The organism is Actinoplanes sp. 13 (assembly GCF_056134165.1).
The window spans coordinates 340112-357735 of sequence record NZ_JBVYOQ010000003.1 but is presented as its reverse complement, the minus strand read 5'-3'; the positions used below and the strand labels follow the sequence as shown (position 1 = coordinate 357735).

Sequence of the window (17624 nt, the reverse complement as noted above, 5' to 3'; positions counted from 1 at the left end):
GTCTCACTGGTCCAAGACCCTTATCGGCCGGCCGGCCTTCCGGCTTAGTTGCCACCTTTTGGTACGACCTGGTCAGGTCCCGGACTCGGCCGCGGACGAGCCGGGCGGCACCTTCCGGCCGTCGCCCGGCGCCCTCTCATGCGGCGCCGCACGCCGGTCAGATGTCGAGGTCCTCCACCACGGGCTCGTCCTGGATGGTCTGCAGCGCGAGCGCGTAAAGCTCCCCGGGCAGCAGCGGCTCGAGTTCCTCGACGCTGTCGACGACGGAGAACGAGGCCTGCGCCGGGGTGCGCATCCAGGCCTGGTCGGGTGACCAGTCGCCGACCCAGCCGCGCCACCCGGTGGACCATCTTCGGCTGCGCTCGGCGTTGGGGCCGACCGGCGTCTGCAGCTCGGACCGGGAGTGGTGCACCGCGAAGCGGCCCTTGCTGGTCCGGAAGAGCGAATAGGTCTCCTCCCCCTCGCCGCTCGACGCCGTCCACTCGCCCAGGGCGATGCCGAGGAAGCGCTTGATCGAGGACTTGCCGAGGCCGGTCTTCACGGTGATCTCGGCGAAGCCGGCCTGCTTGGCCTGCTCGACCTCGACCAGCCGGCGCAGCGCCGTGACGATGGCGCCGGACAGATTGCCCCCGGTCAGCTCCTGGGCCTTGTGCAGCAGCGGCAGGTCGTCGTCGGCGATGTAGATGGTCTTGTTCGGCATGCGTCTCACCTCTGGACGCCAGTGTACTCATACGTGTACTACTACGTATATGGATACGTACACCGCTCCGAAACGCATCGCTTGCGCCGTCGGTATTCAGCGTTACTATGTACCGGTACTCAATGACACCGAGTAGCACCGAAGGGAGGTGTGGTTCTGTGGGCAAGCAGATGACCGAGATGCTCAAGGGCGTGCTGGAAGGCATCGTCCTGGCGCTTCTGGCCGCCCGGCCGGCATACGGCTACGAGATCACCGCGCGGCTGCGGGAGCGGGGCTTCGCCGACATCGCCGAGGGCACGGTCTACGCGCTGCTGATCCGGGTCGAGCAGCGCGGTTTCGTCGACGTGGCGAAGGTCCCGTCCGAGAAGGGGCCGCCCCGCAAGGTGTATTCGCTCAACGCCGAGGGCCGCCGGTACCTCGACGAGTTCTGGACGACCTGGACCTTCCTGTCCGAACGGCTCGAACAGCTCCACGAAGGAGAGCGATGACGATGTTCGCGAAGCTCATCGAGACGGTGATCGGCGACAAGCGCCAATGGCGGGCCTACAAGGCCCGCTCCCGACGCCTGCCCGAGCCGTACCGGGAGTCGATCGAGGCCCTGGAACGGTACGTGATGTATTTCGGCACCGGCGGCGACCCGACACCCCTGCTCGTCGACCTGCTCGACCTGTTCGAGCAGAGCGCGGCGGACGGCACCGGGATCCGGCAGGTCGTCGGCGACGACCCGGTGGAGTTCATCGAGACGTTCATCCGCAACTACCCGAAGGGCCAGTGGATCGTCCGGGAGCGCAAGCGGCTCAACGACGCGATCGCCCACGCCGCCGGCGAACAGTCCACCGGCGGGACCGTCTGATGGCCGCGATCGAAGTGCGCGGGCTGACCAGGTCGTACGGTGATCTGCGGGTGCTGCGCGGCGTTGACCTGGAGGTCGAGCGAGGCCGGATCTTCGCCCTGCTCGGCTCCAACGGAGCCGGCAAGACCACCCTCGTGCGGATCCTCTCCACCCTGATCAAGGCCGACGCGGGAACGGCCGCGGTGAACGGCTTCGACGTCGCCACCCGGCCGGCCGACGTCCGGGCCTCGATCAGCCTCACCGGCCAGTTCGCGGCAGTCGACGAGATCCTCACCGGCCGCGAGAACCTGGTGCTGATCGCCCGGCTGCGACACCTGAAGGAGCCCGGCCGGATCGCGGACGACCTGCTCGCCCGGTTCTCGCTGACCGACGCCGGCGGGCGGCGCGTGGCGACGTACTCCGGAGGCATGCGCCGCCGGCTGGACATCGCGATGAGCCTCATCGGGGACCCGCCGGTGATCTTCCTGGACGAGCCGACCACCGGGCTCGACCCCGAGGGCCGGCTGGAGGTCTGGGAGGCGGTCAAGGGCCTCGCCGCCCGCGGCACGACGGTGCTCCTCACCACGCAATACCTGGAGGAGGCCGAACACCTGGCCGACCGGATCGCGATCCTGCACCAGGGCCGGATCATCGTGAACGGCACGCTCGCCGAGCTCAAGCTGCTGCTGCCGCCGGCCACCGTCGAGTACGTCGAGAAACAGCCCACCCTCGAGGAGATCTTCTTCGCCGTCGTCAAGGACAAGTGATGCAGACACATTTCCTGACCGACACCACCATCCTGGTGGGCCGGTCCATGAAGCACGTCACCCGCAGCGTGGACACCATCATCACGACCGCGATCACGCCGGTCGCGATGATGCTGCTGTTCGTCTACGTCTTCGGCGGCGCCATCGACACCGGCACGGAGAAGTATGTGAACTACATGCTCCCCGGCATCCTGCTGATCACGATCGCGTCCGGCATCGCCTACACGGCGTACCGGCTCTTCATGGACCTGAAGAGCGGCATCGTCGAGCGCTTCCAGTCCTTGCCGATCGCCCGGTCGGGCGTGCTCTGGGCACACGTGGCGACCTCCCTGGTCGCCAATCTGATCTCGCTGTTGATCGTCGTGGGCGTCGCCGTGCTGATGGGCTTCCGCTCCGGTGCCGGGCCGACGGCCTGGCTCATGGTCACCGGCATCCTGATCCTGTTCACCCTGGCTCTCACCTGGATCGCGGTGATCGCCGGTCTCTCCGCGCAGACGGTGGAGGGCGCGAGCGCGTTCGCGTACCCGCTCATCTTCCTGCCGTTCATCAGCTCGGCGTTCGTCCCCACCGAAACCATGCCCGGCCCGGTGCGCGCGTTCGCCGAGAACCAGCCGGTCACCTCGATCGTCAACGCCATCCGTGACCTGTTCGCCCAGCAGCCGGTCGGCGCCGACATCTGGATCGCCCTCGCCTGGTGCGTCGGCATCCTGGTGATGGCATACGGCTTCGCCGTCGTCATCTACCGCCGCAAGATCTCTTAGGCCGGCCCCGGGCGGCTCGACCCAGCGGAAGCTTGTCATTCGACCCGCGGCGGGTTTGGTGGCCCTCTTGTGGTGGGTCGGCCGCTGGTGGGCCTGGCCGGTGACCAGGATGAGTCCCACGTCGTGGCGGACAGCGGACTGCCGGTTGCGGGAACCGCGCGGACGTCCGGGACCGGGGCGGCTGGGCTCAGGTGCACGCGCTGGTGAGGCGCTGGTCGCGCGGAGGTTCCGGAACCCCCGCCGCACCCGGGCCGGGGTGAGCCGCTCCGGCGTCATCGGGCGTTCCAAGGATCGGTGTAGGTCCTGGGGGAGGGGCCGGGCGAGGCGCAGCTGAGTATGCGCGGCCAGGATCAGCCAGGTCCAGCGGTCCGCCGCGGCCGGCTCGCGCAGCTGCGGAGCGGTCCAGCCAAGAGTTTCCTTCAGCAGGCGGAAGGTGTGCTCGATGTCGAAACGGCGCAGGAACGCCCGCCGGCACCGGGTCCCCCGGCCTGCCGTTGGCCCGCGTCGGTCAGCCGGTCGGCGAGCTGCCGCACCTGCGCACACGTGATCGTCGTGACGTCCGCGCCGGGGCGGAAGGCGAACCGCGTCCAGCAGAGCGGTCCAGGACGTGCGTTCGGTCTCCAGTGCAACGACGATCGAGTAGGGCCGGCCTAGAATCCTCTCGTGTTCGTCCTTGCCCCGGACGTAGGTGTGGCAGAACGAGCGCTGCGGACTGCAGTCACCGTCCGGGCGTAGCCACGGCGAGCACCAAGCGGCCGTCCGCCGCCCCCGGGAGCGGCAAGCCGGCCAGCTGCCGGTGCAGCGACTCGACGTCGATGCGCCCCGCGTTGAGCGCGTCATACATGGCGCCGTGGCCCCGCCGGTGCCCCGGCGCCAACGACAACCCGACCAGCGTCTTGATCGGCCCGTCGGTGCACAACAGAGCATCGGTCAGCTCGAACAAGGCGTCGGCCCGCCGGGTCATGCATCGGTAGAGCTGCTCACGGAACCCCGCCAACACATCGATCGCTTCCGCCGTGTCCGTCACGACCGCCACAACGAGCGTCGATAGGCGCCCGATGCGTCCATCCTCACCGGATGACGCGGTCACCGTCGGCCACACCGGAGGCGGGCCCTGCGAATGCACGGATCTGCCGATGAGCGGATGTTCCGCGGCGATCAGTGCCGCACTCCGCTGCTTGTGACGGTGGACGGGGGACGGCAAGATCACTCGGCGTGAGTCTTCTCGACCGGTATCTCAGTGGCGATCGTGAGCGGGTATGGGCGGAGCTGCGAGCACTCGGGCCGCTGGAGCATGGCCATGCACAGTACGACGATGCCCGTGCTGTCGCCGCGGAGATGATGCGGCGGGTGCGTGGAAACGTCGAGATGGTGCGGGCACGCCTGATCGACGCCGGGTACCAGCTGGTGGCACGGGATAGGGCTCACGTACCGCCGACTGCGGACGCCGGTGCACGACTGGACGCGTTCGAGCGCAGGCACGGGCCGTTGCCGTTGTCGCTGCGGGCGTTCTACGAGTTCGTGGGCACGGTGAACTTCATGCAGTCGGCGAACCAGTTAGTTCAGTGGCATAAGCGGGAGAATGCACCCGAGCCGGTTGCCGAGGTCAGCTACGCCGGAGAGTACGACCCCTTGGTAGTCCAGTCTCTGGACCAGGAGGATGCGGAATGGGATGACAGGCAGGGCAAGCATGCCTGGTACCTGGCCCCGGACGAATGCCACAAGGCCAACTACAGCGGCGGCATGAATTATCACGTCCTGCTGCCCGACAACGGCGCTGACTTCCGGATCTACGGGATGACCTGTAATGAGGAGAACCAGTTCGGTGACTGGTTTGTCGACTACCTGCGGGAGACCTTCCGTGGCGGCGGCTTCCGCGGCGGCGTCGCCTTTGACGACGACGAGGTCGTTGGGCGGGAACTTCCAGATCTCGCGTTCACCCGCCAGCTCGCCATCGGACTTCAGGAGATCGGCGACTAGCGACCTATGTCTGGGGGATGGTCACCCATCGATACGTTACGGCCTATCCCGCACTCTGGCGGACGGAGCCATCACCTAGGGTTCGTCGACGTCCGGATCTGCCGCTGAGCATGCATGCAGCCGCCAGACCGTCGTAACGGTGCGTGTCTGCCGAGCCAGGATCGCGTGCACACTGATGCCGATGACAGTGCACGCGCTCAGGCCGTCGGTGATGCGCTATAACCATGCCCGTCACACCGGGTAAACGCGGTACTGCAGCTTCTCGTCGTACTGAAGACCGGTGACTGCCGTGATGATCGACCAGAGGAAGTCCTCGTCCGGGCCCCAGGACGGCAGGGCGATCTCGGCCTCGACCGGCAGTGGTGTTCCTTCGTCCACGACGGCCACACCATCGGCGTAGACGTAATGCCGGGTTCGTTCGCCATTCGTGAACAGCGTGAAGCCGTATGTGCTCGAAACGCTGCTGAAGAAGACCACCAAAGCGTCGGCCGGGTCGGTCGGCTCCCAGCCCATGACCACATCCATCATCGGGTTCCAGACCTGAACCCAGCCACCCGACTCGGCGGCATAGAGGGCGTCGGGCTTGAGGGCGCTTGTAGCCTGGTCGGCTCCGACCAGTTCGCCGCTGAAATCTGTGATGGCGAGGTCGTCAACAGCCTCGTCCGCCGTCACGTCCTGACGGAGAAGCACCGAGGTGTTCCAACCCATGATCAAACCTTTCCTTGTACCGCGGGACCGCCGCCCATTGTCCAGGGCGGCACCGTCAGGACAACGTGGGAGGGCGCTCTCGCGAGACCGGCGCCCTCATCTAGCCGCTGTCCGGCGTGCCGGCGGCCCTAGTACTCCAGCAGGAGATCCGTTTCAGGGCTCCGTGAGGGCTTGCCGGCGTAGTGGCTGGTTCTGGCAGCGGCTTGGTGCCGCCGTCGGTAAATGGACCAGGCGATGGCGTCGGCGACCCTTCGTGCAGGGTCGATGACCAGGGCGTGGAACAGTCGGCGCAGTTCGTTGACGGTGATCGCGATCAGGCCGTCCGGGGTTTCTGTGCTGGTCGTTGTTGCGGCGGTAAGGAACGCATGGGCGACGATGACCAGGGTGGTCCAGCGGTGCCAGGCTTTCCAGCGGTGCCAGGCTTTCCAGCGGCGGTGTTGGTGCTGGTCGAGGCCGAGGCCGCTGCTGGAGTATTAGCGCCTCGGCATCGAGCGCTCGGCCGCAACTGCCAGCCGGATCAAGTCGCGCTGATCAGCCGCAGGATCGAAAGCGTCGACGTTGAGCGAGATCGCCCGGACGGAACGTTCGATGGGAGCGGTCAACGCCGTCAGCTGACGCCCGCTGCGCTCGACTATTACCACCGCCTGTGGCAGGTAGCCAGCGAGCATCGCCTTGAAAATCGTGTGATCCGACGCGAGATGCTGTGCCACCAGCGCGTCCAGGAACCCGGTGAATGCCTGCGGGTCGACCGCGTACTCGTCGTTGTGCAAGTCCACGACTCCGCACGGCCGGTCAGCAACCGGCACCAACGCCTCGGTCATCCGGAAGAAGAGCTGAGCCACCCTCGTAGCCGGGTTCCACAGCGTCTCCCCAGTCGTCGCATCATCGAAGCACTGACTCACCGCGTCATGATCGCAGTGGCGCGAATACCGCGACCGTCGACTTCTGCCCGCTCCGGCGCCGCCGCCTACGTGCCTCGTCGAACGGCCTCTATTGCCGCAGAGAACGCGCGCTGGGTCCCCGTCGTACCCGCGCAGCTTGCTGACCGGCACGCACTGTAGTCACCCTTTATGACGCACCGACCTTGACCGCAGCGACGCCGCGGTGGAGCAGGAGGTTGAACGACAAGCTCAAGTGATCCCGGCGTGATCGGGACCGCTTCCGCAGCGATCACCCGAGTGTGCCGTCCCGCGCGAGGCCGGCCAGATTTCGTTCGTCGGTGGGGACGGGTGACCGGGCGCCGGTGCCGATCGCCTGCCGGCGGTGTCACCCGGGCCGCTGGACGTGCCGATCAAACACCGCATGCAGTTGAGCGTCGGTCAGCCCCGAGTACACGGCCCGGCCGGAACGCTTGTATTCGGGACAGGCGCTGTCCCCACCGATCATCTGCTGACGGTCGATCACGCGGTGCGTGCGTAGCTCGTACACCGTGATCTCGTATCTGCCGGTCCGCATCTCCTGCTGTTCGTGGGCCGGCGGAAAGCCGCTGGTGTAGTCGCACACCTGCCCGGAGGACGTGTGGCCGGCCAGGCTGACGCAGGCGATCAGCTGCAGGTTGCCGGTGTCCTCGACCTCGTGCCACTGCCATTGCGGGACAGCGTCCACCGGGAGCTGCGCCGGCGGAACCGGCGCCACGAAGATCGGGTGCGGGGGCGGTCCGGAATATGCCGGCGCCTGGCGGTAGCCCCGGCCGTCCGCGCCGCACACGACGTCGAGTTCGGTGCTGTCCGGAACCCCGGCGAGGTACGCGGGCCAGACGACGATGCCGGCCGCCGGGACGGCGAAGAGCAGCACGACCGATGCGTACCCGACTGTCCGCCACGGCGACACGGGCACCGGGCGCCGGCGTCGGATCGACTGGGTCAACGCCGTGCGCGCGGTGTACTCACCCAGGCGCAGGGCGCTCGTGAAGGTGGTGAGCCGGTAACGCATGACGAGGACGCCCGCATCGCCCGCAGCCGGTGGCCCGGTCGCCGAGGTGATCGCCTCCCACGGCACGCTCACCGTCTCGCCGTGGACCTCGTGCAGCACCAGGCCACCGTCGCAGACCGCGATCAGGTGTGGGCTCGACGTGCTGCTCAACCGCCGGAAGACGAGATCGAGCAGCGTGCCCGTACCGATCGTCAGCACCACGCCCAGCCAGTTGGCGTCGTCCGCGAAGAACAACGCCACGGCGACGGCGCCGGCCAGAATGACGCGGGACGGCAGCGACAGCACTCGGCGAACGCTGCGATGAACGCGCCTCACCTGACCGAGCCCGTTCTGCTCGGCCGCGGACGTGAGCGTCGCCCGCATCCACCGCCTCCCTCGGGCCGCGTGCACTGTGGACCGTCAGCATAGGAGTTCGGTACGACAGTCAGCCCCGCCGCGCCGGCCGGCCGCCGGTGTCCCGCCGGCGGCGCCTGATGATGATCTCCGCCACCGCCAGATCGACGATCCAGCCTAGGGTCTGGCCGATCGGGATCAGCGTCTGCACGCGTTCCTCGACCGGTCCGGCGCCGTCGCCGGCGAACGGGAGCTGGGCCAGCAACAGCAGCGGGGTGAGGACCCGGGCGGTGACGGCGAGGAAGGTCAGCGCGTAGTTGCGTGTCATCCAGTCCCGGTGACCGGCGAAGTCCCGGCGGCGGGCGGCGCGGTAGGCGAGTCCACCGGTGATCAGCCAGAGGACGGCTGCGGTGGTGAGGCCGATCTGGGTGACGAGCCGGCCGGACCACAGGGCGACCGGGATCGCGGTCACCGCGGACGGCAGGACCCCGGCGAGGAGGTAGACCCGGCCGATCGTGCGGTGCACCGCCCGGCGCGCCCGCACCTTCGGCATGAACTGCAGCGGCCCGAGCACGATCGCGACCGCGGCCGTGAAGATGTGCGCGACCAGCGTGAAGTAGTGCAGGCGTCCGCTCACGTCGAGGCGGCTGTCGTCGATGTCGAACCCGAGGTACGGGATGACGAGCACGAGGCCGACGACGGTCGCGGCGGCGAACAACAGCCAGGCGCTCCGCGGGGCCACCTGGCCGGTTCCGGTGGTCGTCACACGTTGGGTCACCGCTGCAGCATGCCGGGGCGCGGCGGCGCCGGCGTCCGCTCGGAGGCGTCCCTGCCTGTACGCAGATTCGCGTACAGGCAGCCGCCGTCAAGCGATGTTCAGGGTCCGCCACCACGTCGCCCTGATCTCGTGGGCGCCCCAGGCGTTCGGCTCGATGACGCCGCAGAACCACAGGTCCCGGTTGTCCGGCCGGGGATGCGGCTGGGCCGGGTCGCCGGCCGCGGCGCCGTGCCCGTGGAAGTGCGCGGCCACGTCGGCCACCAGCGCGCCGTGCCGGCCGGCCGCGGCGGTCAGCACGGTGTTCAACTCGGCCAGCAGACGTGGCCCGTCCGGCCACGCGGGCAGCCCACCGGCCGGCAGCTCACCGGTGCCGTCGCTCGGGTCGTACACCGTGGTGACCACGATCGGCGCGTCCGGGGCCATCGCGCGCAGCGTGTCCAGGACGCGTTCCGCCCGGCCGGCGACTGCCGCGATCACCGTGCGCGCCCCGGCGGTGTCGCCGTAGGCGCCCATCAGGTCGTTGCCGCCCATGCTGACCGTGACGAGGGCGGGCCGGGCGGGGATGCGCGGGAGCTGGCGCTCCAGCACCGACACGCTGGTGGCGCCGTCCTGGGTCAGGTCGGTGATCTCATGACCGAGCGTGCGCAGGTCGCGGCCCGCCCACTCGGGGAAGTCGTCGTCGCGGTTGCGGTGCAGCAGGCTGGCGGCGCCACGGCCCGGGCCGCCGGCATAGGCGTCGATGGACATCGAGTCGCCCAGGGCAAGATAGGTCGGGCTCATGAACAAAATCATGGCGGGGGTACGCGCGTCGCGCACCCAAGTTACGGCGGCGATCCACAGCCGGCCGTGCTCGCGAGCGGCAGCCGCCCACCGGGGAGCGGCTCAGGCCGTGAGCCGCGGCATCGGGTCGTCCCGGCCGCCCTCGGTGATGTGTGCGGCCGTCGCCCGTGCCCAGGCACTCAACCCGGCAGCCGCGATGCCGTGCGGCGCCGCGTGGTCGTACGCGCTGATCCGCTCCGCCGATCGCAGGAGCAGCTGGGCGGCGCCGGTGGTGTTGCCGCGGCGGGCGTGGGTGAGCCCGACGGCCAGCTGGGCGAGGCCGCGCCACAGTTCGCGCTCGCCCGCCGGCGCCGCCTTCCACGCGGCCTCGAGAACCTCGTGCGCGTGGAACGGCAGGCCGTCGTCGAGCAGCCGCTGCGCCAGGTCCAGCGCGTCGGCCGGTGCCAGGTCGAGATCGTCGGGCATGGTCGGCACGCCGGGCGCGCCGGGCGGCAGCGGCCGGCCCAGGGCGTCGCGGGGACGCGAGTTGCGCGGCCTGCCGGCAGTGTCGCGATCACGGGCGACAGTGGCCGGCGCCTGTACCGGGCGGTGTGCGGGCGCGAGGTCGTCCTCACTGCTGGCACGGTCGCCGACGAAAGCCAGCAGGGCCGGGCCGGCACCGGACATGCGGTCCACCTCCTCGCCGGTGTCGCACGTCAGCAGCCCGATGACCAGGCCCTCCGGGCCCCGTGCGAGCACCCGCCAGCGCCCGCCGGAGTCCTGCCATCGCCGCAGCTGGGCGACGGCGGCGTCTTCTTCACTCATTGCCTGACCTCTTCTGCCGAACCGGGGTGCACGGTGGCCGCCGGTCAGCCCTTGCCGAACGCGGCGCCCAGACCGGTGAGGTCCACCGGGCGCCGCGCCTGTTCCGGGACGTGCTGGACCAGCGCGCGCATCGCCTCCAGCGCGGTGAGGATCTGCCGGGCGACCTGCTCGACCGGCTGGAAGGCGTCCACCGACACCAGGATGCCCCGCGCCGCGTACCAGTCGACGATCGGATGGGTCACCTCGTGGTACAGCGCCAGCCGGTGCCGGATGATCGGCTCGGTGTCGTCCGACCGGCCTTCCAGGGCCGCCCGCGCCAGCAGCCGCCGGATCAGCTCCTCGTCGTCGACCTGCAGGTGCAGGGCCACGTCCGCGGTCATCTCCAGACCGCGGCCCATCTCGTACAGCTTCCGCGCCTGCGCCATGGTGCGCGGCATGCCGTCCAGGACGTATCCGCGGCCGGCCGCCTTCGCCTCGACGAAGGCGGCACGCACCATGTCCAGCACGATCTCGTCGGGGACGAGTTCGCCCCGGTTCAGATGCTCCTGCACCGCCCGGCCCAGCTCGGTGCCCCGGGCGACGTGGTCGCGCAGCAGATCACCGGTGGCGATGTGCGGGATCCCGAAGTGCGTGGCGATCAGAGCGCCCTGAGTGCCTTTGCCCGCTCCCGGCGGTGCGACCAGCAAGACCCGCATCACGCATGTCCTTTCACCGATGGACCGGCACCGGCGTCGCGCCCCGGTCACGGGTGTGATCAGGCTCTGCGGCGTCGTTACGGTGACGATCGTAGAGCCCGTGCCCCTCGCCGGTGCCTCCAGGAAGCGCTGTGGCGTCCGACCCGGGCGATCAGACGGAATAGTGGAAGTCGCGCCAGGACGCCCGGGCTCCCTGGCCCTGCACCGAACCGCGGCCCGAGGCGATCGGCATCAGCGTGAAGAAGCCGAAGCCCATGGTGACGGCGGCCGGCAGCGCGTCGAGGCCGTTCGCCTCGTGCAGGATCTTTCCGTCGCAGGTCCAGACGACCCGCCCGCGGGACCGGTCGATCTCGATGCCGACGGCGTGGAACCCGCTTCCGCCGAAGCCGCCCATCGGATCGTCGACGACCCGCGTGAACGGCGCCTCGACCCCGGGATAGGGCAGTTCCTCGTGTTCGGCGTAGATCCGGCCGGCGGTCGCCAGCACGTCGAAAACCTTGCCGGTCGTGGCCTCGACCACGACGAACGCCGCGGCGCCGAGCCGGTAGTCGCCCGAGTCGCCGCCGATGTGGTCGACCGCGAGCTCGGCACCGAACCGGGCCGGGCCGGTGTCCGGCACGGCGAACGTGCGGGTGGAGAAGATGACGTGCTTGGTGTTGTCCAGCCCCTGGTTCAGCGGGTCGGCGTTGGTGAACTCGGCGATGTCGATGGTGACGACACCGTCCGCGACCGTGGTGACCGCGTCCTTCTCCACCCGCGGGGTCCCCATGTCGAGCGGCGCCCACAGATCGGCGTCGAGTTCCGGGCCGGTCAATGGGTCGTACGATGTGATCGGCATTCTTCCTCGGGTTTCTCTTTCGGTGACGGGAACGCGGCAATCATTTGCCGGCCGCCGGGGGAGGCACCAGGGACGGCGCGACGGTGGGACCGCCAGTACCACTCCCGGGGCGGGTGGCTGCGAAAGAATGACCACCATGACGACACCGCGAGCGGGATTGGCCGCGACGATCCGTGCATGGCGCGAGCGCCTGTCGCCGGTGGCCGCCGGTCTGCCGGCCGGTCACGCCCGCCGGGCGGTGGGGCTGCGGCGGGAGGAGCTCGCCGACCTGGCCGGTCTGTCGGTGGACTACGTCGTCCGGCTGGAGCAGGGCCGCGCGACGAACCCGTCGGCGCAGGTCGCGGCCGCCCTGGCGCGGGCCCTCCAGCTGACCTCCGCCGAGCGTGATCACCTCTTCCGGCTGGCCAACCTGTTGCCGCCGGCCGCCGGCCGCATCTCCGAGCACATCCCGCCCGGCGTGCAGCGGGTGGTCGGGCGGCTGCCCGACTCGGCCATCGCCGTCTTCGCGGCCGACTGGCAGCTGATCTGGTGGAACCGGGCCTGGGCCGCGCTGCTGGGCGATCCGTCAGCGGCGCCGCCGCACCTGCGCAACTTCGCCCGGGACACCTTTCCGGTCGGCGCGGGCGGGCGACGGTTGTCGTACTGGCCGGTGACCTCGCTGGACGCTGATGCCACCGCCGCGGCCATCGTCTCCGACCTGCGGCGTGCCAGCGGCAGGTTCCCGGGGGACCCCCGCCTGGCGCGGCTCATCCGCGATCTGACCGCGGGCAACGAGCAGTTCGCCGCCCGGTGGGCGGCCGGGACCGTCGACGCCCACCGGGAGGACCGCAAGGTCATCGAGCACCCGTCCGTCGGCCCGGTCACGATCGACTGCGACGTGCTGACCGACGGCGACGCGGAGCTGAAGATCGTGATCCTGTCGGCCACGCCGGGTTCCGAGGACGAGACGAAGCTGCGCCTGGTCACGGTGGCGGGAGTGGCCGGTCAGGAGGCCAGCGCCTCGGTGGGTGTGAGCCGGGAGGCGTGGACCGACGGATAGACGCCGGCCACGATGCCCACGACCAGCGAGCCGGCCAGGCCGGCGAGCAGGGCCGGCAGCGGCACGACCAGGGGCCAGTCCTGGTGAGCGGCGTAGGCGCCGGTGACCAGCAGGCCGACAGCGGTGCCGCCGGCGCCACCCAGGGCGGAGAGGATCACCGCCTCGGTGAGGAACTGGGCGCGGATCTGCCCGCGGCTGCTGCCCAGGGCGCGGCGCAGCCCGATCTCGGAGCGACGTTCGAGCACCGAGATCACCATCGTGTTGGCCACGCCGACACCGCCCACCAGCAGGGCCACTCCGGCCAGGGCCAGCATGAGCACCGAGAAGGCCGACTCGGTGGCACGCTTCGCCGCCAGGGCGTCCGACGGGCGGGTGACGCTCACCTGATTGGGTTGTGCCGGATGAACGGTCGCCGGCAGCGCCTGCCGGACGGCCTCGACCGCGTCCTCGCGGGCCCGTACATAGATGATCGTGGGGTTGCCGTCGAAGCCGAGTGTCGTCCGCGCCGCTTCCCATCCGACCAGCACGGAGCGGTCGATGTCGGGGGACAGCGGGATCGCGTCGAGGATGCCGGCCACGGTGAACCAGTGCCGGCCGATGATGACCTGCTGCCCCGGCGTGTCGAAACCGAGCCGGGTGGCGGCCACCGCGCCCAGCACCACCGTGGGGTACCGCTGCTCGGCCGCGGTGAACCAGTGCCCGGCGCGGACCCGGCCGTCCAGCACGTCGAGCAGGTCGGGCTGGGTCGCGCGGACGGTCAGGCCGGAGCCGTCGTTCTCGTCGACGCGGTCCGAGCGGCGCACGATCGCCCCGGTGCCGGCCACTGCGCTGGCGGCGGTCACCGGCCCGATCCGCCGGACCATGGCCAGCGACCCGGGCGGGAACACCGCGGGCGGGTCCTGTCGCGTGGGGACGACCTGCAGCATGTCGGCGCCGAGCGCGGCCAGCCGGCGTTCCAGGGCCGCGCCGCTGGATGCGGGGATCCCGGTCACGACGACCATGGTGGCGATGCCGATCGCGATGCCCAGCGCGGACAGGGCGGCGCGCAGGCGGCGGGTGCGCACGCCGATCAGGCCGAGTTCCAGCAGGTCCAGCGGGGTGATCCTCATCGGTCGGCCACCAGGCGCCCGTCCCGGATCTCGACGCGGCGCGGAAGCTCGGCGGCGATGTCCCGGTCGTGGGTGATGATCGCGATCGAGGCGCCTTCCGCGTTGAGCCGGCGCAGGAGCTCGAGCACGGCCCGGCCGGTGCGGGTGTCCAGGGCGCCGGTGGGCTCGTCCGCCAGGATCAGCGCCGGTCCGTTGACCACGGCGCGGGCGATCGCCACCCGTTGCCGTTCGCCGCCGGAGAGCTGGTGCGGGCGATGGTCGACGCGGTGGCTCAGACCGACCCGGGCCAGGGCGTCCAGCGCCATCGGGCGCCGGTGCCGGCGTGGCACGCCGGCGTAGAGCAGTCCGGTGGCGACGTTCTCCGCCGCGGTGAGGCCGGTGCTCAGGTGGAATTGCTGGAAGACGAAGCCGAGCCGCCGGCCCCGCATCTCGGACAGCTGCCGGTCGGAGAGGCCGGCCACGTCGTCGCCGCCGAGCAGCACGGTGCCGGAGGTGGGCCGGTCCAGGGTGCCCATGACGGCGAGCAGCGTGGACTTGCCCGATCCGGACGGGCCGACGATGCCCACCAGGTCGCCTGCCCGGATCGTCAGCGAGACCCGGTCCAGCGCGGTGACACCGCCGGGATAAACCATGCTGACATCGCGTACGGCCAGCACCGGCACCGTGCCGTCCCGCCCGGCGGAGGTCGCGTTCGTCATGCGGTGGTCACCACGCTGGTGCCCTCGGCCAGGCCGTCGCCGCTGACCTCGACCAGCCCGCCGGCGAACATGCCGGTCTCCACCGCGACCAGCGCTCCGCCGGCGACCTGCACGGCGTACCCGCCCTCGGCGAGCGCGACGAGGGCCCCGACGGGAGCGGTCAGGACGTCGCGCCGGGTCTCGCCGGCGAACACCACCTCGACCGGCGCCACGTCGAGCCGGCCCGCCTGTTCCGCATCGTCGAGCTCGACGGTCACGGCGAGCTTCGGCGGCAGGGACGGCTCGGTGGTCACGGCTGTCGAGACGAGACCGACCTCGCCGGGTACGACCTGGTCGTCCGGCAGCCGCACCCGGACCCGCTCGCCGCGCTTCAGGCCGTCCGCCTGGGTGGGTTCCACCTCGACAGTGACCACTTTCGTGGTCGGCGTGACCGTCAGCAGCGCCGCCTCGGCGCTCTCTCCCACCTGGACAGCCGTGCTCTCCACCCGCACCGGGCCCTTGAGCACCGCGACACTGCCGATCCCGAGCGTGCCCGTGACCGGCAGCCCGACGTCGTACTGCCATCTCTTGATCGCCTTGATCAGTGCCGGGGTGAGCACGTCCTCGCCCGCCCGGACCTCCGCCCACGTCGCTTTCGCCCGCTGCGAACCGGGCACGTTCGCGGCGGCGGGCGGCGCCTGGCGGACCCGGTCGCCGCGCTGGTGACGGCGGCCCACCGGGTAGCCGAGGGCGGTGAGGTTGCCGGCCACCACCCGCACGTCGCGTCCGATCATGTTGATCTTGTCAAGCGCCCGGAAGAGCGGGATGCGGCCGTAGAACACCGGCACCGGCTGATCGTCGAGGCGGTAGAGCGCCGCTCCCCGCCGCACCGTCGCGCCGGGTGCGGGCAGCCAGGTGACGATGCCGGGACGGCCGCCGCGCACGGTGCGCGCGGCGCCGTACCCCAGCTTGCCGGTCAGCGAGACGCTGGTGGACAGGTCCTGCCGGACGAGCTCGGCGGTCACGGTCGAGGGCGGCGGCGCCCCGGGGGCGGTGGCGGTGTCGCGCCGCCACACCCGGGCGCCGCCGATCGACGCCCCGGCGAGCAGCAGGACCGCCACGACGAGGACGACCATCCGTCGGCTCTTCGGCATGGCGCCGATCATGGGGAGCCGACATCAGGATCCTGTTAGGTTCCGGCGGGTCCCCGCGGGAACCCGCCGGTGTTCCGCTCAGGTGGCCGGCCGCAGCAGCTCCTCGTGGCCGACGGCGCGGTAGAAGTCCCGGCGGATGCGGTCGCCGATCCGGAACACCTCTTCGGCGCCGTCCTGCGCGGGGTCGATGTACACCCGGAACGGTCGCTGTCCCTTGGGCAGGTCCACCAGCGCCGCCACCTGCCGGGCCACCTCGCCGGGGTCGGCGTCGGCGGGCGACAGCGCGGCCTGCCGGCCGAGCAGGTCGTCGACGGCGCCCGCGTACAGCTCGTCGTACTCCTTGGCGGTGGCCTCGTCCGCCGGGTGCCCGGCGTGGGCGTAGTGGTTCGTGCCGGTGGTGAACGAGCCCGGCACGACGATCGAGGTGTCGATGCCGAAGCGTGAGACCTCGGCGGCGATGCTGACCGCGAGGGAGTCCTCGGCCGCCTTGGCGGCGAAGTACGGGCCGAGCCACGGGGGAGTGCCGCCCCGCGCGCTGGTCGAGCCGATCCACACGAGCAGGCCGTCGCGCCGGCGGCGCATGTGGGGCAGCACGGCGCGGTTCACCCGCTGGGTCGACAGCACGTTGGTGTCGTAGACGGCGGCGATCTGCTCGACAGTGAACGCCTCGACCGGCCCGAGGGTCATGTGCCCGGCGTTGTGCACGACGACGTCGACACCTCCCTGCTCGGTGACGACGCGGTCGACGGCCGCGTCGACGGAGGCCTGGTCGGCGACGTCCATCTCCACCGCCTGTGCGTGGACGCCGTGCTCGCTCGCGTAGTCGGCGAGGTCCCGCACGGCCCGGACGTTGCGGCCGGTGGTGTCCCGCATCCCGGCGTAGACGTGGTGGCCCGAGCCGGCGAGCGCTCGGGTGATCATGGCGCCGAACCCGCTCGACGCGCCCGTGACGATGATGGTCCTGCTCATCAGATGACGCCTCCGTTGCTGAAGATGGTCTGGCCGTTGATCCAGCGGCCCGGTCCGGCCAGGAACGCGACGATCTCGGCCGCGTCGTCCGGCTGCCCGAGCCGGCCCAGCGGCGACATCGACGCCAGGTGGTCGACGACGTTCTGCGGCTTGCCGTCGAGGAAGAGCGGGGTGGCGGTCGGCCCGGGGGCGACGGCGTTGACCGTCACGTCGCGGGCCTGCAGCTCCTTGGCGAGGATCGGGGTGAGCGCCTCGACCGCGGCCTTGCTCGCGGCGTACGCGGTGTAGGTGGGCAGGGCGAGCTTGCGCACGGACGTCGCGAAGTTGATCAGGGCGCCGCCGGGGCGCAGCCGCCGGGCCGCCTGCCGGCTGACCAGGAACGTGCCGCGCACGTTCGTGCGGTGCATCCGGTCGAAGTCCTCGACGTCCAGGTCCACCAGCGGGCTGAGCAGCATGATCCCGGCGGTGTGCACCACGACGTCGATGCCGCCGAAGCGCTGTTCCGCCGTGTCGAACAGGTCCTGCACCGCGCGTGGCTCGCCGACGTCGGCCTGGGCCGTCACGGCCGACCCGCCGGCGTAGGCGATCTCCTTGACCACTTCCTCGGCGGGCACCGGGTTGCCGGCGTAGTGCACCACGACGCTCAGGCCGTCCGCGGCGAGCCGCTTCGCCACCGCGCGGCCGATGCCACCGGAGCCGCCGGTGACCAGCGCGATCCGTGAGTTGTCGGACATTGGTTCCTCCTGGACGAGAGCCGGCAGCCGGACG

20 protein-coding genes and 2 pseudogenes are annotated in these 17624 nt (G+C 70.7%); 6 read left to right on the top strand and 16 right to left on the bottom strand.

Annotation, left to right across the window (positions count from 1 at the left end; all coding sequences use genetic code 11):
- Positions 1–157 precede the first annotated feature (157 nt).
- Positions 158–700: an EXLDI protein gene (locus AC0NH5_RS09390; RefSeq protein ID WP_474401989.1), complete on the bottom strand. Its 543-nt coding sequence runs from the start codon at positions 698–700 to the stop codon at positions 158–160.
- Between the two features lie 158 nt (positions 701–858).
- Between AC0NH5_RS09390 and AC0NH5_RS09385 the strand changes: the two genes are divergently transcribed.
- The 4 genes from AC0NH5_RS09385 to AC0NH5_RS09370 are packed head-to-tail and all read left to right on the top strand — an operon-like array spanning position 859 to position 3060.
- Positions 859–1188, top strand: coding sequence for a PadR family transcriptional regulator (locus AC0NH5_RS09385; RefSeq protein WP_474401987.1), 330 nt, complete (start codon positions 859–861; stop codon positions 1186–1188).
- Positions 1185–1553 (top strand): DUF1048 domain-containing protein, encoded by a 369-nt coding sequence (locus AC0NH5_RS09380; RefSeq protein ID WP_474401985.1) that lies wholly within the window; start codon positions 1185–1187, stop codon positions 1551–1553. The genes AC0NH5_RS09385 and AC0NH5_RS09380 overlap by 4 nt, the downstream gene beginning before the upstream one ends.
- Positions 1553–2299: an ABC transporter ATP-binding protein gene (locus AC0NH5_RS09375; RefSeq protein WP_474401983.1), complete on the top strand. Its 747-nt coding sequence runs from the start codon at positions 1553–1555 to the stop codon at positions 2297–2299. The genes AC0NH5_RS09380 and AC0NH5_RS09375 overlap by 1 nt, the downstream gene beginning before the upstream one ends.
- On the top strand, positions 2299–3060 hold the full coding sequence (locus tag AC0NH5_RS09370; protein ID WP_474401980.1) for an ABC transporter permease: 762 nt from the start codon (positions 2299–2301) through the stop codon (positions 3058–3060). Before AC0NH5_RS09375 ends, AC0NH5_RS09370 begins: the two co-directional genes overlap by 1 nt.
- A gap of 51 nt (positions 3061–3111) precedes the next feature.
- Here AC0NH5_RS09370 and AC0NH5_RS09365 read toward each other — a convergent pair.
- Positions 3112–4066, bottom strand: a pseudogene (locus AC0NH5_RS09365) (transposase); the annotation flags it as partial.
- Positions 4067–4275: 209 nt separating this feature from the next.
- On the opposite strand from AC0NH5_RS09365, the gene AC0NH5_RS09360 reads away from it, so the two are divergent.
- Positions 4276–5040 (top strand): hypothetical protein, encoded by a 765-nt coding sequence (locus AC0NH5_RS09360; RefSeq protein ID WP_474401976.1) that lies wholly within the window; start codon positions 4276–4278, stop codon positions 5038–5040.
- Positions 5041–5271: 231 nt separating this feature from the next.
- On the opposite strand, the gene AC0NH5_RS09355 is transcribed toward AC0NH5_RS09360, so the two are convergent.
- From AC0NH5_RS09355 to AC0NH5_RS09315, 9 genes and pseudogenes are all read right to left on the bottom strand, one after another.
- Complete coding sequence (locus AC0NH5_RS09355) at positions 5272–5748, bottom strand: hypothetical protein (protein ID WP_474401973.1); 477 nt, start codon at positions 5746–5748, stop codon at positions 5272–5274.
- A 153-nt stretch (positions 5749–5901) separates the two neighbouring features.
- Positions 5902–6218: pseudogene (locus AC0NH5_RS09350) on the bottom strand (IS701 family transposase); the annotation flags it as partial.
- Between the two features lie 3 nt (positions 6219–6221).
- Complete coding sequence (locus tag AC0NH5_RS09345) at positions 6222–6650, bottom strand: DUF6086 family protein (protein WP_474401971.1); 429 nt, start codon at positions 6648–6650, stop codon at positions 6222–6224.
- Between the two features lie 364 nt (positions 6651–7014).
- Positions 7015–8043, bottom strand: coding sequence for a hypothetical protein (locus AC0NH5_RS09340; RefSeq protein ID WP_474401969.1), 1029 nt, complete (start codon positions 8041–8043; stop codon positions 7015–7017).
- Between the two features lie 61 nt (positions 8044–8104).
- Complete coding sequence (locus AC0NH5_RS09335; RefSeq protein WP_474401967.1) at positions 8105–8791, bottom strand: DUF2306 domain-containing protein; 687 nt, start codon at positions 8789–8791, stop codon at positions 8105–8107.
- Between the two features lie 87 nt (positions 8792–8878).
- Positions 8879–9571 carry an SGNH/GDSL hydrolase family protein gene (locus tag AC0NH5_RS09330; RefSeq protein ID WP_474401966.1) on the bottom strand — a complete coding sequence of 231 codons (693 nt, stop codon included), beginning with the start codon at positions 9569–9571 and terminating at the stop codon, positions 8879–8881.
- 102 nt (positions 9572–9673) lie between these two features.
- Positions 9674–10375, bottom strand: a complete 702-nt coding sequence (locus AC0NH5_RS09325; protein WP_474401962.1) for a DUF309 domain-containing protein — start codon at positions 10373–10375, stop codon at positions 9674–9676.
- 44 nt (positions 10376–10419) lie between these two features.
- Positions 10420–11070: an adenylate kinase gene (locus tag AC0NH5_RS09320; protein WP_474401958.1), complete on the bottom strand. Its 651-nt coding sequence runs from the start codon at positions 11068–11070 to the stop codon at positions 10420–10422.
- Positions 11071–11221: 151 nt separating this feature from the next.
- Complete coding sequence (locus AC0NH5_RS09315; RefSeq protein ID WP_474401955.1) at positions 11222–11908, bottom strand: DUF6081 family protein; 687 nt, start codon at positions 11906–11908, stop codon at positions 11222–11224.
- 136 nt (positions 11909–12044) lie between these two features.
- Here AC0NH5_RS09315 and AC0NH5_RS09310 point away from each other — a divergent pair, with 136 nt between their 5' ends.
- A complete protein-coding gene (locus AC0NH5_RS09310; protein WP_474401952.1) occupies positions 12045–12947 on the top strand; it encodes a helix-turn-helix domain-containing protein in 903 nt (300 codons plus the stop codon).
- On the opposite strand, the gene AC0NH5_RS09305 is transcribed toward AC0NH5_RS09310, so the two are convergent.
- The 5 genes from AC0NH5_RS09305 to AC0NH5_RS09285 form a co-directional block, all read right to left on the bottom strand.
- Positions 12893–14056, bottom strand: a complete 1164-nt coding sequence (locus AC0NH5_RS09305) for an ABC transporter permease (protein WP_474401950.1) — start codon at positions 14054–14056, stop codon at positions 12893–12895. The two genes, AC0NH5_RS09310 and AC0NH5_RS09305, sit on opposite strands and share 55 nt — an antisense overlap.
- A complete protein-coding gene (locus AC0NH5_RS09300; protein ID WP_474401947.1) occupies positions 14053–14754 on the bottom strand; it encodes an ABC transporter ATP-binding protein in 702 nt (233 codons plus the stop codon). The genes AC0NH5_RS09305 and AC0NH5_RS09300 overlap by 4 nt, the downstream gene beginning before the upstream one ends.
- On the bottom strand, positions 14751–15887 hold the full coding sequence (locus tag AC0NH5_RS09295) for an efflux RND transporter periplasmic adaptor subunit (RefSeq protein WP_474401945.1): 1137 nt from the start codon (positions 15885–15887) through the stop codon (positions 14751–14753). Before AC0NH5_RS09295 ends, AC0NH5_RS09300 begins: the two co-directional genes overlap by 4 nt.
- A gap of 78 nt (positions 15888–15965) precedes the next feature.
- The gene (locus tag AC0NH5_RS09290) at positions 15966–16856 is read right to left on the bottom strand and encodes an SDR family oxidoreductase (RefSeq protein ID WP_474401942.1); all 891 of its coding nucleotides are present in this window, start codon (positions 16854–16856) and stop codon (positions 15966–15968) included.
- Positions 16856–17590, bottom strand: a complete 735-nt coding sequence (locus AC0NH5_RS09285) for an SDR family oxidoreductase (RefSeq protein WP_474401940.1) — start codon at positions 17588–17590, stop codon at positions 16856–16858. The genes AC0NH5_RS09290 and AC0NH5_RS09285 overlap by 1 nt, the downstream gene beginning before the upstream one ends.
- Positions 17591–17624 lie beyond the last annotated feature (34 nt).

What these genes read in the sequence shown, in the direction of transcription:
- AC0NH5_RS09390 (WP_474401989.1), bottom strand. Translation starts at nt 700, where the DNA reads ATGCCGAACAAGACCATCTACATCGCCGACGACGACCTGCCGCTGCTG.
- AC0NH5_RS09380 (WP_474401985.1), top strand. Translation starts at nt 1,185, where the DNA reads ATGACGATGTTCGCGAAGCTCATCGAGACGGTGATCGGCGACAAGCGC.
- AC0NH5_RS09375 (WP_474401983.1), top strand. Translation starts at nt 1,553, where the DNA reads ATGGCCGCGATCGAAGTGCGCGGGCTGACCAGGTCGTACGGTGATCTG.
- AC0NH5_RS09370 (WP_474401980.1), top strand. Translation starts at nt 2,299, where the DNA reads ATGCAGACACATTTCCTGACCGACACCACCATCCTGGTGGGCCGGTCC.
- AC0NH5_RS09355 (WP_474401973.1), bottom strand. Translation starts at nt 5,748, where the DNA reads ATGGGTTGGAACACCTCGGTGCTTCTCCGTCAGGACGTGACGGCGGAC.
- AC0NH5_RS09340 (WP_474401969.1), bottom strand. Translation starts at nt 8,043, where the DNA reads ATGCGGGCGACGCTCACGTCCGCGGCCGAGCAGAACGGGCTCGGTCAG.
- AC0NH5_RS09330 (WP_474401966.1), bottom strand. Translation starts at nt 9,571, where the DNA reads ATGAGCCCGACCTATCTTGCCCTGGGCGACTCGATGTCCATCGACGCC.
- AC0NH5_RS09325 (WP_474401962.1), bottom strand. Translation starts at nt 10,375, where the DNA reads ATGAGTGAAGAAGACGCCGCCGTCGCCCAGCTGCGGCGATGGCAGGAC.
- AC0NH5_RS09320 (WP_474401958.1), bottom strand. Translation starts at nt 11,070, where the DNA reads ATGCGGGTCTTGCTGGTCGCACCGCCGGGAGCGGGCAAAGGCACTCAG.
- AC0NH5_RS09315 (WP_474401955.1), bottom strand. Translation starts at nt 11,908, where the DNA reads ATGCCGATCACATCGTACGACCCATTGACCGGCCCGGAACTCGACGCC.
- AC0NH5_RS09310 (WP_474401952.1), top strand. Translation starts at nt 12,045, where the DNA reads ATGACGACACCGCGAGCGGGATTGGCCGCGACGATCCGTGCATGGCGC.
- AC0NH5_RS09305 (WP_474401950.1), bottom strand. Translation starts at nt 14,056, where the DNA reads ATGAGGATCACCCCGCTGGACCTGCTGGAACTCGGCCTGATCGGCGTG.
- AC0NH5_RS09300 (WP_474401947.1), bottom strand. Translation starts at nt 14,754, where the DNA reads ATGACGAACGCGACCTCCGCCGGGCGGGACGGCACGGTGCCGGTGCTG.
- AC0NH5_RS09295 (WP_474401945.1), bottom strand. Translation starts at nt 15,887, where the DNA reads ATGCCGAAGAGCCGACGGATGGTCGTCCTCGTCGTGGCGGTCCTGCTG.
- AC0NH5_RS09290 (WP_474401942.1), bottom strand. Translation starts at nt 16,856, where the DNA reads ATGAGCAGGACCATCATCGTCACGGGCGCGTCGAGCGGGTTCGGCGCC.
- AC0NH5_RS09285 (WP_474401940.1), bottom strand. Translation starts at nt 17,590, where the DNA reads ATGTCCGACAACTCACGGATCGCGCTGGTCACCGGCGGCTCCGGTGGC.